At 62.2% G+C, this 18826-nt stretch carries 15 protein-coding genes; 10 read left to right on the forward strand and 5 right to left on the reverse strand.

From position 1 onward, the window contains the following. Positions 1-69: 69 nt before the first annotated feature. From rfbD to K3727_21595, 4 genes are all read right to left on the reverse strand, one after another. Positions 70-936, reverse strand: a complete 867-nt coding sequence (gene rfbD, locus K3727_21580; GenBank protein ID UWQ93497.1) for a dTDP-4-dehydrorhamnose reductase — start codon at positions 934-936, stop codon at positions 70-72. Beyond that, positions 933-1985 carry a dTDP-glucose 4,6-dehydratase gene (gene rfbB, locus K3727_21585; protein ID UWQ93498.1) on the reverse strand — a complete coding sequence of 351 codons (1053 nt, stop codon included), beginning with the start codon at positions 1983-1985 and terminating at the stop codon, positions 933-935. The genes rfbD and rfbB overlap by 4 nt, the downstream gene beginning before the upstream one ends. 6 nt (positions 1986-1991) lie before the next feature. Beyond that, on the reverse strand, positions 1992-2558 hold the full coding sequence (gene rfbC / locus K3727_21590; GenBank protein ID UWQ93499.1) for a dTDP-4-dehydrorhamnose 3,5-epimerase: 567 nt from the start codon (positions 2556-2558) through the stop codon (positions 1992-1994). A gap of 173 nt (positions 2559-2731) precedes the next feature. After that, positions 2732-3763: a replication initiator protein A gene (locus tag K3727_21595; GenBank protein ID UWQ93560.1), complete on the reverse strand. Its 1032-nt coding sequence runs from the start codon at positions 3761-3763 to the stop codon at positions 2732-2734. 466 nt (positions 3764-4229) lie between these two features. Between K3727_21595 and K3727_21600 the strand changes: the two genes are divergently transcribed. From K3727_21600 to K3727_21630, 7 genes are all read left to right on the forward strand, one after another. Further along, complete coding sequence (locus K3727_21600; protein ID UWQ93500.1) at positions 4230-5618, forward strand: AAA family ATPase; 1389 nt, start codon at positions 4230-4232, stop codon at positions 5616-5618. A gap of 34 nt (positions 5619-5652) precedes the next feature. Next, positions 5653-6735: a ParB N-terminal domain-containing protein gene (locus K3727_21605; protein UWQ93501.1), complete on the forward strand. Its 1083-nt coding sequence runs from the start codon at positions 5653-5655 to the stop codon at positions 6733-6735. Positions 6736-7021: 286 nt separating this feature from the next. Beyond that, entirely contained in the window at positions 7022-7915 is an 894-nt protein-coding gene (gene galU / locus K3727_21610) for a UTP--glucose-1-phosphate uridylyltransferase GalU (GenBank protein ID UWQ93502.1), read from the forward strand. A gap of 420 nt (positions 7916-8335) precedes the next feature. Beyond that, a complete protein-coding gene (locus K3727_21615; protein ID UWQ93503.1) occupies positions 8336-10210 on the forward strand; it encodes a polysaccharide biosynthesis protein in 1875 nt (624 codons plus the stop codon). 180 nt (positions 10211-10390) lie between these two features. Beyond that, positions 10391-12586 (forward strand): YjbH domain-containing protein, encoded by a 2196-nt coding sequence (locus K3727_21620; GenBank protein ID UWQ93504.1) that lies wholly within the window; start codon positions 10391-10393, stop codon positions 12584-12586. Beyond that, positions 12583-13254, forward strand: a complete 672-nt coding sequence (locus K3727_21625; protein ID UWQ93505.1) for a YjbF family lipoprotein — start codon at positions 12583-12585, stop codon at positions 13252-13254. Before K3727_21620 ends, K3727_21625 begins: the two co-directional genes overlap by 4 nt. A 120-nt stretch (positions 13255-13374) precedes the next feature. Next, a complete protein-coding gene (locus tag K3727_21630) occupies positions 13375-13713 on the forward strand; it encodes a hypothetical protein (protein UWQ93506.1) in 339 nt (112 codons plus the stop codon). 173 nt (positions 13714-13886) lie between these two features. On the opposite strand, the gene K3727_21635 is transcribed toward K3727_21630, so the two are convergent. Then, positions 13887-15299, reverse strand: a complete 1413-nt coding sequence (locus tag K3727_21635; GenBank protein ID UWQ93507.1) for a mannose-1-phosphate guanylyltransferase/mannose-6-phosphate isomerase — start codon at positions 15297-15299, stop codon at positions 13887-13889. A gap of 195 nt (positions 15300-15494) precedes the next feature. Between K3727_21635 and K3727_21640 the strand changes: the two genes are divergently transcribed. The 3 genes from K3727_21640 (at position 15495) to K3727_21650 (ending at position 18826) form a co-directional block, all read left to right on the forward strand. Continuing rightward, on the forward strand, positions 15495-16574 hold the full coding sequence (locus tag K3727_21640) for a DUF2793 domain-containing protein (protein ID UWQ93508.1): 1080 nt from the start codon (positions 15495-15497) through the stop codon (positions 16572-16574). A gap of 4 nt (positions 16575-16578) precedes the next feature. Further along, positions 16579-16881 (forward strand): hypothetical protein, encoded by a 303-nt coding sequence (locus tag K3727_21645; protein ID UWQ93561.1) that lies wholly within the window; start codon positions 16579-16581, stop codon positions 16879-16881. A gap of 286 nt (positions 16882-17167) precedes the next feature. Next, positions 17168-18826 (forward strand): glycosyltransferase family 61 protein, encoded by a 1659-nt coding sequence (locus tag K3727_21650; protein UWQ93509.1) that lies wholly within the window; start codon positions 17168-17170, stop codon positions 18824-18826.

Raw genomic sequence — 18826 nt, forward strand, 5'->3', positions numbered from 1 at the left:
TGTGTTTCAACCTCTCGAATATGGGCCTGCGCCGCAGGTTCTGCGCCGATCCGGCCCGCGTCATGAAAATCAGTCTTTCTTCAGGGCGTCCAGATCGGCCAGGATCTCGGTCAGCCCCGCCTTCCAATCCGGGCGCGGCAGGCCAAAGACCGCCTCGGTCGCGGAATTGTCCATGCGCGAATTGAGCGGGCGCCGGGCCGGTGTGGGATAGTCTGAACTGGGGATATCGACCACGTCACAGTCAATCCCGGCCTGGTCAAAGATCTCGCGGGCAAAATCGGCCCAGCTGACATCCGGTCCGCCCGACACATGGTAGCTGCCCGATTTCGACGGATCCGCCACCAGCTGCCGGGCCACGGCCAGACAGGCATCGGCCAGCGCCGCCGCCGGGGTCGGGCCGCCGATCTGATCGGCCACAATGGTCAGCCGGTCGCGCTCGGCGCCCAGCTTCAGCATGGTCTTGATGAAATTATGTCCATGTGCGGATACCACCCACGACGTGCGCAGGATGGCATGCACCCCGCCTGCCGCGCGCACCGCGATTTCGCCGTTCAGCTTGGTGCGCCCATAGGCCCCCAGCGGTCCCATCGGGGCGTCCACCGCAAACGGCTGATCACCGGATCCGTCAAAGACGTAATCGGTCGACACCTGTACAAACGGCAATCCGCGCGCGGCCGCTGCGCGGGCCAGGGCACCGGCGGTGGTGGCATTGATCATCTCGGCCAGCGGTTCGTCCTCTTCGGCCTTGTCGACGGCCGTATAGGCCACCGCATTGATCACCGCATCGGCGTCTGTCGCTGTGACAAAGGCAACGCAGGTTTCGGGGCGGGTGAAATCCGCCTCGTCCAGCCCGCGCACCTCCAGCGTGACATCACCGGCCCGGCGGATCAGCTCCTGACCCAGCTGGCCGATCTCTCCGAATACAAGACACTTCATGCTTTCACTCCCAGACGTTCGCCCACGCCGGCGCGGTCCTGCAGCGCCCGCCACCAGTTTTCATTGTCCAGATACCATTGCACGGTGCGCGCCAGCCCCTCTTCGACCGTGACACTGGGCCGCCAGCCCAGTTCGGTCCGGATCCGGGTCGGGTCGATGGCATAGCGCGCATCATGGCCGGGCCGGTCGGTGACAAAGGTGATCTGCGCCCGATAGGAGGCGCCATCGGCCCGCGGACGTTTTTCATCCAGAATACCGCACAGCGTCTCCACCAGCGCGAGGTTGGTGCGTTCATTTTCGCCACCGATGTTATACGTCCGCCCCAGCGCGCCCTTCTGCACCACGGTCAGCAGCGCATCGGCATGATCCTCGACAAACAGCCAGTCGCGGATGTTGGACCCATCGCCATAGATCGGCAGATCCCTGCCCGCCAGCGCGTTCAGGATGATCACCGGGATCAGCTTTTCGGGGAAATGATAGGGGCCGTAATTGTTCGAACAATTGGTCAGCACCACCGGCAGCCCATAGGTCTCGGCCCAGGCGCGCACCAGATGGTCCGAGCTGGCCTTGGACGCCGAATAGGGCGAACGCGGGTCATAGGCGGTGTCTTCGGTGAACAGCACGTCGGGGTCGCTGGGCAGCGAGCCATAGACCTCGTCGGTCGAGATGTGATGGAAACGGAACGTCTCCGGCCTGCCTGCCTGCATCCAATAGCTGCGCGCCGCCTCGAGCATGTTGTAGGTGCCGGTGATATTGGTTTCGATGAAATCGCCGGGGCCGTCGATCGACCGGTCCACATGGGATTCCGCGGCCAGATGCATCACCGCATCCGGGCTGTGTTCGCCAAAAACCCGGTCCAGCGCCGCCCGATCGCGGATGTCGGCCTGCACGAACACGTAATTCGGGCTGTCCGCGACGCTGGCCACATTGTCCAGACAGGCGGCATAGGTGAGCGCATCGAGATTGACCACCTGATGTCCGTCCCGAATGGCCTGGCGCACAACGGCGGATCCGATGAATCCCGCCCCCCCGGTGACAAGCAGTTTCATGGTCTCTTATCCTTCCCAGACAAACGGGCTGTCGAAATCGGCCAGGGCGGGGGCCACCGCATCCTTGCCCGAGAGCACCGGATCGCCCCCCTGCGCTGGGTCGATCCCCCAGTCGATCCCGCAGCTGTCCCAGCGGACGGCCCCGTCACAGTCGGGCGCGTAATAATCGGTGCATTTATACAGGATCTCGGTATCGGGTGCGCGGGTCACAAAGCCGTGCAGAAACCCGGCGGGCACCAGCAGCTGCTTGCCGTTTTCTGCTGTCAGCTCTTCGCCATACCAATGGCCATAGGTGGGGCTGCCCTTGCGGATGTCGACCGCCACGTCAAACAGCGCCCCCTGGCCACAGCGCACCAGCTTGTCCTGGGCGTGGGGCGGGGCCTGGAAATGCAGACCACGGATGGTGCCCGTCTGGGCCGACATCGAATGATTGTCCTGTACGAACTCCAGATCGATACCATGGTCGTGCAGAAGCCGTTTGTTCCAGCTTTCGCTGAAAAATCCGCGCGCATCGCCAAACCGATTGGGGGTCAGAACCTTCACACCGGGAAGGGACGTTTCTTGTATCTGCATTTTATCTCAATTTCCGGTCTCAAACTCAGTTCCCCTTTAGCAACCCAACCTCAAACAGTCACCGGGGGAAGCGAATAAATTGCGCCAACACGTCAAAGGGTCCCAATCGGGCCACATGGAACCTCACCCGTCGTCCCTGTGCGTCCCTGTGCGTTACGGGGCGTTACGGGGCGTTACGGCGCGCTGCGTTTGCGCACCCACCCCAAAAAGGCCGCATCCGGCTTGCGCAGGCGCGGTGCGCCCGAACGCGCCCAGACCCCGCGCCAATCCGCCTCCAGCGCATGGACATCGACACCGGGCATCAGGCGGCGGGCCTCGTCACGGGCGGCCTCGGACAGGGTTGGCGGGCGGGCATCGCCTTCGACCAGCCCTCCGCGCGGCGTAAAGCGGATCAGATCGCCGGGCTCTTCGCGCATGTCGTAATCGGGCAGATGCCCCGCCTCGATCATGTCGCGCAGCATCTTGCGGAACACCCGTCGGGGGCTGGCAGATCCGGATTTCTTCAACAGCGTTTCGACGGACACCGTCCACCCCGGCTGACGGCCACAATGTTTGCGCGCCAGTTCATAGATGCGCCGCTCCAGCGGTTTGCGCAGACGGAAATAATCCCGGCTGAGCGTCAGCACCGATTTCGACAGCACCGCCCGGAACAGCCAGTCCGACAGCGTCACCGCCACGCTGACCATTCGCCCGCCACCCTTGGCCGATGTGGGGGACTTGCGCACGATCTCCCAGCTTTCGATCAGACCAAACCCGGTGGTGGTCTCGGTCTCTCCGGTGGCGATATTGGTGGTGATCCGGGTGCCGGCCAGCCGCTCAAAGGCCTCGCGCAGACGGCGATAGGCGTCCCCGCTGGTTTCGCGGTTGGTGGCGACCAGCAGATCATGCGCCTTGAGGTGCAGCGTCCGGCTGACCTGGCGGCCCGCGTTCAGCGCCCCCATCAGCTGCGAGATGCAAAAGATCAGGATGTCCTTGTCATGGATCGTCGCCAATCCCTTGACCGATGGTGTCACCGTGATCTGCACCCTGTTGTGCTCATACTCCAGAATGCGGCGATCCGGTCGGGTGGCCAGCGAAAACAGCGGATGCTCCATGCTCGCCAGATCGTTCTTGGGGATGGCATCAAAAATATCGCAGACGAAAAAATCGCTCTGTCGCATTCGGTCCGGCAAAAGGTCTGCACCCTTCCCGCCTGCCACGGTCATACCAGTCACTGCCTCGTCCTCATCTGCCTGCGCTCGGGCGCCCTGTGTTCAGGGTCATCCCCTTGGCCGAATTCCCCGGATATTTCCGTCGGATCCGACTCGTTTTCTTTCGTGGTTTTAGTGACACCCACCCTAGAGTTATCCACAAGCTCGCACAACGGGGGTTTGGAGTCGCTTGATCGGGGGTTCAGAGTCACTTCTTCGGGGTTTCAGAGTCACGACATCCCGTCAAAATCCCCAAAAACCCTTTGTTTTCAATGCACAGGTTGACATATACAGGGTCCATAACAGGAAATAACACAAATATAACACTATAAAAAAATCGCCATGCCTGGAAACTTGCGCTAAATTGGCACCAACATCCCCTTATTTTGCTGAGAAAAATCATGTGATATGCGCATTCTGCTTCCATGTGATGCGTTTTGCAGTATTCTAAGGAAAACACAGCACATCGAGCGGATTTCACATGGCCAAGGACAGCACAGCCCTGCCCCCCTATTTCAACATCGACCCAGACGCCGCGATGGCGGAGCTGGAGTTACCCACAGAGACAGGCGGCTTTGCGGCCATCGCCGAGGCCTGTGCCCGGGGTCGGGTGGATCTGGCCAGCCGCGGTCTTGACGAAGATGGCCGCAAACAGCTGCGCCTGTTTTCGACCTGGGAAATCACCCGCTATCTGATCCCCGTCGCCCAGGCCCATTTCCGTCGGGTGCTGAAACAGAACCCCGACCTGCCCCAGGGCCGCAGCGAAACCGAAGGCGGCGCCAAATGGTTCACCCTCGACGAGGTGCTGCGCCTGCGCGCGCATTTTGGGGCACAGGGATCCAAAGCCAAGAACTACCTGCCCTATCGTCCCCCCGGACAGCCCGCCAAGATGGTTGCCGTGGCCAATTTCAAGGGCGGCGTGGGCAAAACCAGCACCGCGGCGCATCTGGCGATGTCGGCGGCGCTTGATGGGTATCGCGTGCTGGTGATTGATCTCGACAGCCAGGGCTCGATGACCTCGATCTTTGGCGGCAAGGTCGATGATGAATGGCAGACGGCCTTTCCGCTGCTGGCGCGCCACTATGGCGAATATCTGCGCCTCGACAATCAGCGCCGCCTGGACCGGGGCGACCCGCCCCAGCCGCTGGACGACAACCTGGCGGCGGCGCTGGAGATGACGGCCGGGGATGTGATCCAATCCACCCATTGGCCGAACATCGACCTGATTGGTGCCCAGCTGAACCTGTATTGGGCCGAATTCCAGATTCCGGTCTGGCGGATGCAGGCGCGCGGCTGGAAGCTGTGGGACGCGCTCACCGACCGGCTGGAGGCGGATGGGGTGCTGGATCAGTATGACCTGGTGTTCATCGATACCCCGCCTGCGCTTGGCTATCTGACCATCAATGGTCTGGCGGCGGCGGATATTCTGCTGGTGCCCATGGGGGCCTCGTTTCTTGAATTCGATTCCACGGGGCGGTTCTTTGACATGCTGCATTCCACATTCGCCAGCATCGAAGACGGCGAAAATGTTGCGGCCCGCGCCCTCGGCCGCCCCGAGATGGGGTTCGAATGGGATGCGGTGCGCACCGTGATCACCCGGTATGACGGCGCCCAACAGGGCGAACTTTCGGCTCTGATGCAGGCCTATCTGGGCAAGACGCTGTCACCGCACCGGCAGGATTTCACCGCGCTGATCGGCCAGGCCGGAGAACAGGTCAATGGCATCTACGAGGCCGATTATCGTGATTTCAACCGCGAAACCTATGCGCGTGGGCGCGAGACATTCGACGCCACCTATGCCGCGTTCAAACGGTTGCTGCTGGGCATTTGGCGTCGCGCCGAACTCGACTCCCGGCAGGCCGCAGAATAACAGACCCTAACAAGGGCAAACAGGAGGAGCAGACATGGCAAAACGCAAGCGACTGACCCCCGCACGCAATGATTTTCTGGGGGGATCCCCGAGCGGTCCCGTTGATGGGATGCGCGCTCCGGAAACCAAATCCATGCCGCTTGGGGCGGCGCCCATTGCGCAGGTGGCAGGCGAGGCTTCGGCGGCGGCTGCGCTCGAAGAGGTCAGCCAGGCCCTGGCCTCGGCCCGGGCCGAGGGGCGGATGATCGAACTGCTGCCGCTCGACGTGATCGACGAACGCTATCTTGTGCGCGACCGTCTGGAGCAGGACGAAGAGGAAATGACCGCGCTGATGGACAGCCTGCGGGCGCGGGGCCAGCAGATGCCGGTCGAAGTCGAACGCCTGTCGGATCCGGCTGGGGGGCGCACCCATGGTCTGATTTCCGGCTGGCGCCGCTTGAGCGCGCTCAAGCGACTCTACAAAGAGACCTCAGACCCTAAATTTGCCCATGTCCGTGCCATGGTCATCACCCCGGAAACGGCCCAGGACGCCTATGTCGCGATGGTCGAAGAGAATGAGATCCGGGTCAATCTCAGCCATTATGAACGCGCGCGCATTGCGGTTCGGGCGATGAAGGAAGACATCTATCCGACTCAGCGGGCGGCCTTGCAGGGGTTGTTTGCCAATGCGGCGCGCTCCAAACGCTCCAAGATCGGCACCTTTATCATGCTGGTCGAAGCCTTTGACGCGGTCCTGTGGTTTCCCTCGGCGATCTCGGAGAAGCTGGGCCTGGCGCTGGCGCGCGAGATGGTGCGTGATCCCGGGTTTGGCGATGCGGTCAAGGCGCGGCTCAAGGACAGCCCGCGCGACACCGCCGGGGCCGAGATGCGCATTCTTGCCGCGCTTTTGGCCGAACGCCAGGCTCCCCCTGCCCCGCCGGCCGATCCGGCCCCCCCGGCGCGCCCGCGTCTGCGGTCAACCACGGATCGACCCGCGGCAAATGAGCGGATTGTCACCCGCGTGACCGCAGGGATCGAAATGCGGTTCACCCCGGATCAGGGGCGGATTGAGCTGATCGGGGATGGTATTTCCGAACATCTGGCCGAGGCTCTGCAGGATTGGCTGCGGAGCCACTGAGAGGCCCAAACAGAGTCTATTCATAACTTTGGAGCCAAAAAAACACGACCTGCGGCCTGAAACAGGGCCCGGGTCGGCCCCGGGTCGGCGCGGACTCTCGCGCTTTTGGTCGGAATTTGGGGCGGGCGGTTATGTTTCGCACGCGAAACATCTGAGTGGTCCAGACACGACCTGGTGGGGGTCTGGGAGGTCCGGCAACTTGATTGCCTTGCCTCGGGTTTTGGTCCAAAGAGGGAAAATCTTTAGGGTTTGGCGATACGTCGGACGAATGTATTTGAGGTTGGATATGTCTAGAAAAGTCACCAAGGCAATCTTCCCCGTTGCGGGGATGGGGACGCGGTTTTTGCCTGCGACCAAATCGGTTCCAAAAGAGATCATGACGCTGGTGGATCGCCCGCTGGTTCAATACGCGATTGACGAAGCGCGGGCGGCTGGGATCAAGGAATTCATCTTTGTGACGTCGCGCGGCAAGGGGGCGTTGGAGGATTACTTTGATACCTCTCCTGTTCTGGAGCAGGAATTGCGCAAGAAGGGCAAGGACGAGCTTCTGGAGACGCTCAAGGCGACCAATATGGAAAGCGGTGCCATCGCCTATTTGCGTCAGCACCGGGCATTGGGTCTGGGGCATGCGGTCTGGTGCGCGCGGCGGCTGATCGCCAATGAACCTTTTGCCGTGATTTTGCCGGATGATGTCATTGCGGCCGAAACCCCCTGTCTGCAGCAGATGGTGGAGGCCTACGAAGAAACCGGCGGCAACATGGTTGCGGCGATGGAAGTCCCGCCGGAAAAGGCCAGCGCCTATGGGGTGCTGGACGTCAAGGAGGACATGGGGTCGATCGTGTCGGTCAATGGGATGGTCGAGAAACCCAAGGCCGAAGAGGCCCCGTCGAACCTGGCGGTCATCGGGCGCTATATCCTCAGCCCCAGCGTGCTGAGCAACCTGAACAAGATCAAATCCGGTGCCGGCGGGGAAATCCAGCTGACCGATGCGATCGCCGCCGATATCGACGCGGGCACGTCGGTGTATGGCTACCGCTTCCGCGGGCAGCGGTTTGACTGCGGCTCCAAGGCCGGCTTCCTGCAGGCCACCGTCGCCTTCGCCCTCGCGCGGGACGACCTCAGAGACGATCTCATGCAGTATCTCGGTGGAATCATGCAGACGTCGCGCGCTGCAGAATAACTCGGGTAATAACGCCTGTTAATAACGCCTGTGCGCGGGCCCCGGGCGCGGATGTGCCCGGGCTATCCCGGATGTCTCTCGGGCCGGGGGCGAAGGCACAAGGCCCGAGCAGGGGGTCCGAGCAGAAGGCCTGAGCGGGGGTGCCGGTGTTTCAGATGCCTGTTTGCCGGGCAGCGCTGTGGCACAAGATGCGGTCGGGGACGGCTTTCCGTAAAAAATCCGATGAAATGGCGATTTTTTGCCAGTCAACATTTTGCAAACGAGTAGAATTGAGTTAATGATATCTGAAGATCTTTTAGAGGCAGTCTACTGGTTTTGTGACCTTTTACGGTGATGGGTCGGGTAACGTCGACCCTGATGATTTGGGACAGGGCACCTGTTTTGCCCGTGAAATATTCTTGATGAGGGGCTGCAACCCGAATGTTTAGATTGATCAGCGCGCTCACCCGAAAGCAAAAGAGCTATGTTTTTCTCGCGATCGACCTGGTGTTGATCCCGGTGGCCTTGCTGTTCACCTATACGATGCAGTCCCTGCCGACGATGCCGTTGGAAACGCTGGCGCTGACATTCCCGATCCTGCCGTATCTGATGGCGGTGACGGCGGCGCTGTCCCTGCGGCTGGGGCTGCCACATGTGCAACTGATCGCCTATGAACGCCATGCTGTGGGGCTGACGGCGGTTCTGGCCGTGCTGACCGCCGCCGCCGCTGCGTTTCTGATGGGGGTGAGCGGCATCAGCCTGCCGCTGGGAACCCATGTGATGTTCGCCATCAGCTATTTCCTGTTCATGGTGGCAATGCGGGCGGTGCTGGCGCAGGTGGTTCAGGCGATCTATCGCCGGGCACAGCCGCGTCGTCGGGTGCTGATCTATGGGGCCGGGACCACCGGAACCCAATTGGCCCAGGCGCTGAAAACCCACGAACGGATCGATCCGGTGGCGTTTGTGGACGACAATACATCGCTGCAGAATCTGACGCTGATGGGGCTGTCGGTGTTTCCACCGGCGCGCATTTCCGAAATTGCCAAGGCCCGCAACATCAACCGGGTTCTGTTGGCCATGCCCTCCCAAAGCCAGCCAAAGCAGGCCCAGATCATCAAACGGCTTCAGAAGATGGGGCTCGAGGTGCAGGCCCTGCCCAGCTTTGCCCAGCTGATTGGCGAAGAGGCGCTGGTGGACAAGCTGACACCGGTGGCCCCGCAGAATTTCCTGGGCCGGACCGCGCATACCGTGGCGCTGGAGGCCGATTGCGACAGCTATGCCGGACGGGCGGTGCTGATCTCGGGGGCCGGCGGGTCGATCGGATCGGAACTGTGCCGTCAGGTGCTGGCCTGTCGCCCGGCCAAACTGGTGCTGTATGAGCTGAGCGAACTGGCGCTGTATCTGGTGCATCAGGAACTGGAACAGCTGGCCGAGGGCACCGGAGTCGAAGTGGTGCCGGTGCTGGGGTCGGTGACGGATCCGCGTCAGGTGCGCAAGGCGCTGACCGATCACGGGGTGCAGGTGGTGCTGCATGCGGCGGCCTATAAACATGTGCCGCTGGTCGAGGCCAATCCGTTGGCGGGGCTGTCCAACAATGTGTTCGGCACCCAGACGCTGGCGCGCGAGGCGGCGGATCTGGGCGTGGAGCGGTTCATTCTGATTTCGTCCGACAAGGCGGTGCGCCCGGCCAATGTGATGGGCGCCAGCAAGCGGCTGGCCGAACTGGTGGTCCAGGATCTGGCCACCCGCTATGGCGACACGATCTTTGCCATGGTGCGCTTTGGCAATGTTCTGGGGTCGTCGGGATCCGTGGTGCCCCTGTTTCAGGACCAGGTCAGCCGGGGCGGACCGGTCACAGTGACCGACCCGCGGGTGAAACGGTATTTCATGACCATCAGCGAAGCGGTGCAGCTGGTGCTCAAGGCCGGATCCGAGGCCCGGGGCGGCGAGATGTTCGTGCTGGACATGGGCGAACCGGTGCCGATCATGCAACTGGCCCGGCAGGTGATCCAGCGGGCCGGGTATACGGTGCGCGACGCGGATACGCCGGATGGCGATATCGAGATCGAAGTCATCGGTCTGCGCCCGGGCGAAAAGATGGAAGAAGAGCTGACCCTGAGCCAGGATCTGATCGGGACGCGCCATCAGAAAATCTTCTGTGCGCAGGAAGACATGCTGAGCGAGATCGAAATGGCGGCGGTGCTGCGCGGTCTGCGCGAAGCCATGGCCGACAGTGACGACAAGGCCGCGTTGGAAGTGGTGACGCGCTGGGTCGAAGGCTATTGTGTCTGGCAGGACAATCGCGTCAGCCTGTAACGGTGCTGTTTTGGTGCCGTGTCCGGATGTGGACCGGTCAAGGGAATTGATCTGCCCCCCGCCTTCGTGGTCTAAGGGCGACAGAAGATGACAGGCGAGGGCCCATTGGTGGCGAGCAGACGGACAGGCAAGGTCGCGGCCCGCATCGGGAATCGTGCCGGGCGAGGGTGCATCCGGGGGATGGCCCTGGCAATATGTGCTGTATGGGGCGCAACCGCGCTGGCACAGGATCAGGCGGTGCCCGGTTCCACAGCATCCGAATCCGCACTCGACACCACAACGCTGCACGGCGTGACCCGGGAACCGGCGTTCCGGACCCTCCCGGTTCCGACGCTGAACTTTTACGGGGTGCCGGGGCTGATCGACATGCCGAGCGCCGACATGCTGCCCGAGGGGCAGTTCACCACGACAGTGTCCTATTTCGGTGGCCAGGGGCGTTATACGCTGACCTTTCAGCCGACGCCCTGGATGTCGGCCAGCTTTCGCTACAATTCGATCCAGAACTGGAACCTTGTCGGGTTCCCCACCTATTACGACCGCGGGTTTGATGTGCGGTTCCGGCTGGCCGAGGAAAATCACTGGCGCCCCGGGATTGTTCTGGGACTGCAGGATTTCGCGGGCACCGGGATCTATGCCGGGGAATATGTCGTCGCCACCAAGAATTTCGAAACACCGTCCCTGGGGGCGTCGCGCCTGCCCGGGCGTCTGCAGGTGACCACCGGGATCGGTTGGGGGCGGCTGGGATCGTATGGATCCTTTGGCGGCTTTGGCACTCGACCGGCCTTTAACCCCGCCAATACCGGGGGGCAGCTGTCCTATGATCAATGGTTCCGCGGGCCCATGGCGCTGTTTGGCGGGGTAGAATGGCACGCCAATGACCGCCTGTCCTTCAAACTGGAATATTCCTCGGACGATTATGTGACCGAGACCCAGACCACATCGGTGTTCGTCAAGAAATCCCCGGTCAACTTCGGGGTCGAATATCAGGTCAGCCCGCGCACCCGGTTGGGGGCCTATTACCTGTATGGATCCGAATTGGGTGTGAATGCGCAGATCCAGCTCAATCCAAAACATCCCCCCACGCCGATGACAATTTCCGCGCCTCAGCCGGTGACGGCCCGTCCCGATCGGGCCAGCAACCCCGAAGCCTGGAGCACGGCCTGGTCCGAGGGCCGCCCGGCCCCGCTGCTGCGGTCGCTGCTGCAACCGATCCTCAAGAAGGACGGCCTGATTCTGGAAAGCCTGGATGTGGCGGCGGATCGTGTCGAACTGCGGTTCCGCAACACCCGCTACAAGTCGAATGCCGTGGCGGTGGGCCGCGCGGCGCGGGCCCTGTCGCGGGTGATGCCGCCATCGGTCGAGACCTTTGACCTGGTGCTGGTGTCCCAGGGGCTGAGCCTGTCGCGGGTCACGATGCGGCGATCGGATCTGGAGGCGCTGGAGTTTGATCCCGAAGCGCCCGATGCGATGCATGCGGTGGTCGGGTTCGGGGCTGCGGGTCCGGCTGCGGAGACGGCGGTGCCGGGGCGGGATCTGTATCCCGACTTCAGCTGGTCGCTCACCCCGTATTTTGCACCCGCCTATTTCGACCCGCAACAGCCGGTCCGGATTGATGTCGGGGTTGATGCGGGCGCCACCTTTAAACCGGCACCGGGCTGGGTGATTGCGGGGCGTCTGCGGCAGCGGATTGCCGGCAATCTCAAGGACGGGCGGGTGTCGACATCGGCCTTGCCGCCGGTGCGCACCGATCAGGCGCTGTATGCGCAATATGGCACCACGCTCAACAATCTGTATGTCGCCCGCTATTGGCAGCCGCGCGAGGATTTTTATGCACGGGTGAGTGCGGGCTATTTCGAATATGGCTATGGCGGCCTGTCGAGCGAACTGCTGTGGAAACCGGTCAACAGCCTGCTGGCGCTGGGGGTCGAGGCCAATTACGCGCTCAAGCGCGATTATGACCAACGGCTGGGGTTCCAGGACTACCGGGTTCTGACCGGGCATGTGTCGGCCTATATGGATTTCAACAACGGCTTTCACGGCCAGATCGACGCGGGTCGCTATCTGGCCGGAGACGTGGGGGCCACATTCGGTCTGGACCGGGTGTTCAAGAATGGCTGGTCGGTCGGGGCCTTTTTCACCCTGACCAATGTGTCGGCGGCCGAATTCGGGGAAGGCTCCTTTGACAAGGGGATCCGGTTCTCGATGCCGTTGGGCTGGTTCCTGGGCAAACCCAGCCGCAAGAGCATGGGCACGGTGATCCGGCCGATCCAGCGCGATGGTGGCGCGCGGGTACATGTGCCGGGCCGGCTGTATGGACAGGTGCGCCAGGCGCATCAAAAGGCATTGACCGATCAATGGGCGGGGTTCTGGCAATGAGGTTTGTCCTGTCTGTTGCCGTCCTGTTGACGGTGTTGGGATGTTCGCGTGGCACCGAAGAAGCCCCGTTGCAGGAACAGGTGGTCCGCAATATCGGGAATGTGATCCGGGCCCGGACACAGCCGGATCCGGGATTGCCGCCGGTGACCCGGGCGCAGCTTGATGCGTTGGACGGGGGTGCCCTGGAGGCCACGGTCGAAAACCGGGGGCTGTCGGCCTATCTGTCGGTGAATGCGACGCGCGATGACGGGGCCGGGGGCCATGTGACGGTCTGGCGCACGGGCGATGATGCCACGCTGACGACGCGCAACGGAATATTGGTGGCAACCCGCGGTCTGGGAGCCGACATCCTGTCCAGCGATGTACGGGTCAGCGGCGATCAGCCGGGCCCGGTTGGCGGGGGCAGCCATGTGCAACTGATTCGCGGCGGCGATGAACAGGCCCTGCGCCTGTCGCTGATCTGCGAGATCAGCGACAAGGGGTCGCAAACGCTCGAGATTGTGGGGCGCCGCCACGTCACCCGCCATGTTCAGCAGTCCTGTACCGGCGCAGGGGGCGCGATCACCAATGATTACTGGGTCGATCCCAGAGCCAATGTGGTCTGGCAATCCCGGCAATGGGCGGGCCCCGAGATCGGATATATACGGTTGCGCAGGCTCAGCCTTTAGGCAATCGGCACGCGCGTGGCAAAAAAACACGTCATTTAATGCGATGGCGTGCATGTCTCGTTGAAAAGGTATATAATCTGTTCTACAACTTGGCTAACTTCAGCCAAAAGGGGTTTGATTATGAAAAAAGTGATTGCTGCTCTCGCTACCGCTGCGATGGTAATGCCTGTAATTGCATCCGCCGATGCTCTGAGCGATGCACGTGATGCAAATATCTGTGACGTGACCGCTGCAGAATATCTGGCAGATGGCCGGCTCAAGGTGACCTGCCGTGCCGGGACCGTTAATCCAGCATATGCGAATGCTGTTGCTCAGCCCCTCACGGGCGGTGTGACCGGCGGCACTCTGAGTGGGACCGCGATCGGGGGCATTGCAGCTGGTGCGCTGCTCCTGGCGATCGTCATCGGTGATGATGATGAAACCACCACCACCACCACCACGACAACCGGCGGTTCCTGATCGCTTCAGTCTGGTGCTGATCTGAAAATTACGAAACAGGCTGCCTTTTGGCAGCCTGTTTCTTTTTTTGGGGTGTTCTTGTTGTGAGGGCCCAGGTGTGAAGCGGGCAGGGGCCCGGATCCGCGCCCGGACCCAAAGGACACCGCCCAGGGCCGCTTCGGCGCGGTTTCACCTTATGGGCGGGCGTAGACGTCCTCGTATCGGATGATGTCATCCTCTCCCAGATAGCTGCCGGTCTGAACCTCGATCAGAACCATGGGCACCTTGCCGGGGTTTTCCATCCGGTGCACTGCGCCCAGCGGGATGTAGACGGATTGGTTTTCGGCCACCAGGCGGACCTCGTCGTCGATGGTGACCCGTGCGGTGCCTTCGACCACGATCCAATGTTCCGACCGGTGATGATGCGATTGCAGGCTGAGGGCGGCACCGGGATGCACGGTGATGCGTTTGACCTGAAACCGGTCGCCCATGACCAGGCTTTCGAACCAGCCCCAGGGGCGGTGATCCTTGGGGAACATGGTGGCCTGACGGGCCGGTTTCGCCTTGAGCGCGGTGACCGCCTGTTTGACGTCCTGTGCGCGCGAGGCATCGGCCACCAGGACCGCATCCGGCATGGCGATGGCGATAATGTCCTTGAGCCCGAGCCCCACCAGTTCCAGCGTGTCATCTTCTGAGCGCAGCAGGGTGTTCTGGCAATCCAGCGCCGTGGTCGGGCCAGCGCTGGCGACGCCATTGCCGTCGCGTGGCGATTCCCGCCAGACCGCATCCCAGCCGCCCAGATCGGACCAGCCATCGGCAAAGGGAACGACGCTGAGATTGTCGGCCTTTTCCATCACCGCATAGTCGATCGAAATATCTTCGGCGGCCGCCCAGGCGGCCGGGTCGAGACGCAGAAAGCCCAGATCCGGTTTGCCGGCGTCCACCGCGGCCTGGACCGGGGCCAACAGCGCCGGGGCATGGGCGCGAAAGGCGGCGATGATGGTTTTGGCCGAGAACAGGAAAATACCGGCGTTCCACAGGAAATTGCCGGCCGCCAGCATGGCTTCGGCCTTGGCCGCGTCCGGTTTTTCGACAAAGCGGGACAGTTTGACGATGGGGTCCTGCGCCGATCCGGCCAGTTCCAGATAGCCATAGCCGGTTTCGGCATGGGTGGGGGTGATGCCAAAGGTGACCAGATCCCCGGCCGTGGCGGCTGCGGTTCCGGTGGCGACCGCGGCGCGGAAGGCGGCGGCATCGGGCACCACATGGTCCGACGGTGCCACCAGCATCAACGCGTCGGGGTCGCTTTTCTCCAGCCACAGCGCGGCGGCCAGCACGGCGGGGGCGGTATTGCGGCCCTCGGGTTCGATCAGGATGGCGGCGGGGTCGATCCCGGTTTCGGTCAGCTGTTCGGTGACGATAAAGCGGAAATCGGAATTGGTCAGCACCACGGGGGCGGCAAAGCCGTCGCCGCTCATGCGTTGTGCCGAGGCCTGAAACAGCGAATTGTCGCCAACCAGCTGCACGAACTGCTTGGGATAGCTTTTGCGCGACAGGGGCCAGAGCCGGGTGCCGGAACCGCCGCAGAGGATTATCGGAGTGATCATGAGACCCGCCCTGTTTGCTGACATGTGTTCATAGCTATCGGGCCGGGGATGGGATGGCAACATGGTGCAGGCGGGGCGGGTGCGGTCGGGTTTCCAAAGGATTACCGGCCCGCGCGCCCGGTTCAGCCGGTCTCCATCTTTGGCGGTCACAAAAGGGGCGATCACAGCATTCGTGCAGCAATTTCCGGAGCGGACATGACAGAGATATCGCCCAAACTAGGGTTGCCCTATATCCAGCCTTCGCAGGCGCAGAAACATGTAACCCACAACGAGGCGATTCAGGGGCTCGATACCCTGGTGCAATTGCGCATCGTTGCCTTTGGGGCCGACACGCCGCCCGACACACCGGGGATCGGCGACAGCCACGCCCTGGGCGCGGTGCCGGGGTTGGCCTGGGCCGGGCAGGACGGCAAAATCGCCACCTGGGACGGCACGGCGTGGCAGTTTCTCGACCCGCAGGAAGGGTGGTTGGCCTGGGACACGACAGAGGCCAAAATCAGAGTCTATACCGGGGGAAATTGGAGTATTCCGGATCTCAGCACCGACCAGGTTGCCCGCGTGGGGATCGCAACGGCAGCGGATGACACCAACCGGTTGGCGGTGGCGTCGCAGGCGGTGCTGCTGACCCATGCCGGGGCGGATCACAGGGTCAAGGTGAACAAGGCGTCGGACAGCGATACCGCCAGCCTGCTGTTCCAGTCGAATTGGACCGGCCATGCCGAAATGGGCCTGGCGGGGGATACGGCGTTTTCGATCAAGGTCAGCGCCGATGGCAGCAGCTGGACCCAGGTGCTGCGGGCCGATCCGGGCACGGTGCAGCTGGACGCGCCGGTGACCGGCACCGCGGTCCAAAGCAGCGCGATGGATACAACCGCAGGACGCCTGATGCGGGCGGATTACGGTTATGGGCCCGGCAATCTGCTGGGCGCGGTCAGCCAGTCCGCGGGCGACCCGACCGGGGCCGTGTTCGAACAGGGCGGCAATGCCAACGGGCAATATATCCGGTTGGCCGATGGCACCCAGATCTGCTGGAATGAAAATTTCACCACCAATTCCGGCGGGGCGGCGACCTGGACCTTTCCGTCCGGGTTTTCCACGGTGGACGTTTCGCCCGCGCTTTCGGTGACCTGCCGCTATACCGGGGGGCCGCGCATCGTGGCGGCAAAGAATGATGGGGCCGGCGCGTTTAGCGCTGCGGTGCATTCCTGGGATGTGTCCGGATCCAACGCCGTCGCACCCGAAGTGTCGCTCATGGCCATTGGCCGCTGGTATTGAGGAGATCCCCATGCATCTTGTTTTTTCCCCTGTTCGTTGTGACGATATTCTGGATCTGAGCCGCGCCGGCGACAGTCTGATCATCAATGGAGACGCCTATGATTTTTCGGATATCCCGGAAGGCGGGTGTCGGGACCGCTCTGACGTTGGCTGTGACTGGATCCTGTCGGATGTCTGCCGCAGCGGCGGGCAGATCTGTCTGAGCCTGGTGCTGCCGCACGGTCCGGATGCGCCACATGACCGGCTGTACCCGGTTCCGGTTGCGGTCCCGGACGATGGTCCGATCGACCTGCCGCCCTATACCTGAACATCTTCCCCCCCGGCTGCCTCTTTCCCCCGCATCAACCGGGGGAGGGGCGGCCGGGGGTGCCGCATCTTGCCACACACGGTTGTCAGGGGGGGCGGGGCGCTCTATCACGATCATATATTGTTCTTTTTTTATGGGCGTGACGACTTTTCCGAACGCTCCGATTTTCAGTAACTGTTTGACCGGTGAGCGAATGTTTTTATCGACTCTATATAACCGATATTGTGCTTTTCAGCGCTGGAAGATGATTGAGCGCCGGGAGGCGAAGGCCGCTGGTTTGGAGAGGGTGACGTCGAGGCCGGCCGAACCAGCAGAGACCGACCCGGACAGGTCGCCCTCAGAGCCGATCTGGAAGCGCGACCGGCGGTATATGCTGCAGGTGCTGCGGATCGCGTCGGAGTCCGATCCAGAGACCTTTCTGGAAAACCTCACGGTGCTTGCCGAGAGCGAAGAGAGTCGGAAATTCCACAAGATGATGCTGTTCATCCATGAGTATGCGCAGACCCGGGACATCAGAAACCGGCATTTTCCGGGCGATGCCAACATCATGAACATCACGCGGATCCTCAATCGCATCGACATGGATCTGGGGGCCAAATTCGTTCAGGACATCGCCGGGAACATCGACAGGTTCCCCCATGTTCACAACAAGATCAGAACCGAGAGGTTGCTGGCCGGGGCCATCTTTAATCCCCAATACTATCGTCGGGCCGATTTTGTCGAACCGATCTATCAGCTCGATCTGAACCTGATCGAAAATGTCATGTCCAGACCGCTCTCCGGTGTCGCCTCGAGTCTTCCGGGGCTGATCAAATCCGTGCGTCGGACCAGGGCAGCCCTGCGGATCGAATTGCACGATGACGGGGCCGTGACCGGGACAGCACCGCTCAGCCCTTTGCAGGACAGGTTGCTGACCGCCTTCAACGAGACGGCGACCAACCGGGTCAAACCGCGCCCGAATCAGACTCTACGCAAGGTGTTTGTGGTCAATGGGGTGTGTGAAACACACGTCCCCCGGGCCATCGTGTTTCGGGAAGGGGGGGAATGGATGCTGAACCTGCCCACCACCGACCTGTTTCACCATGCCACCACATTCGGGAAAATCCGCAAGATCTTTCCCAAGCGCCGGATCCCGCTTGGCTTTGTGGCACCCAGAACCGGAAACCGGAATTATTACCATTCCCTGATTGACCGGGGCCGGTATCTGTTCACCTATAAATCCCTGGGTCTCACATGTCCGATCTACTGGTGCGGCGAGATCAACGGCATGGACCGGCAGATCCTGGATTTGCTGGATATCCCGCAAGACAGGATCGTGTGCACCGAACACAGCACGTCGGTGCGCCCGGTTCTGATGGATGTGGGGATCATGGTGGATGCGGCCAGCTGGAGCGTCGATTATACCCGCGCCCTGCAATCGGGGCGTACCCAGGTCGGGGATCTGGCGCAGGGCGGCACAAAGCTGTTCGTGAGCCGGGCAAACAGCACGCTGCGCCGCCTGGAGAACACGCAGGAGCTGGAAGAGGCCTTTCGGGCGCTGGGGTTCGAGATCTTTGACTCCGGCGGGTATACCATTGCGCAGCAGGCCGAGATCTTTTCCAGGGCATCGGTCGTGGCCGGGCTGCATGGGGCAGGGTTGGCGAATGCCATCTTCAGCCCGCGCGGCTGCAGGCTGATCGAAATCACCTCCCGCAGCTATCTGTCGGGGGTCATCGGTCAGGTCGCCCTGGATGCAGGGCACCGCTATTACCCGATCCTGTGCGATGCAGAGATCCGGGAGGGCTGGAGGCTGGATGTTGGCGATGTCATCGCGCGTGTGCAGGAGTGTCTGAAGGACCCCGACACGCCCGCCGGGCCCGACACTCCCGGCTGGCCCGCATCGTCGCGCCGGGGCAAGACCCCGCCGGCAGAGCGGGATCTCGAGATCGGAGCCCCCCTCCCGTGA

This window comes from Rhodobacteraceae bacterium M382, assembly GCA_025141015.1.
Lineage (GTDB): Bacteria > Pseudomonadota > Alphaproteobacteria > Rhodobacterales > Rhodobacteraceae > Aliisedimentitalea > Aliisedimentitalea scapharcae.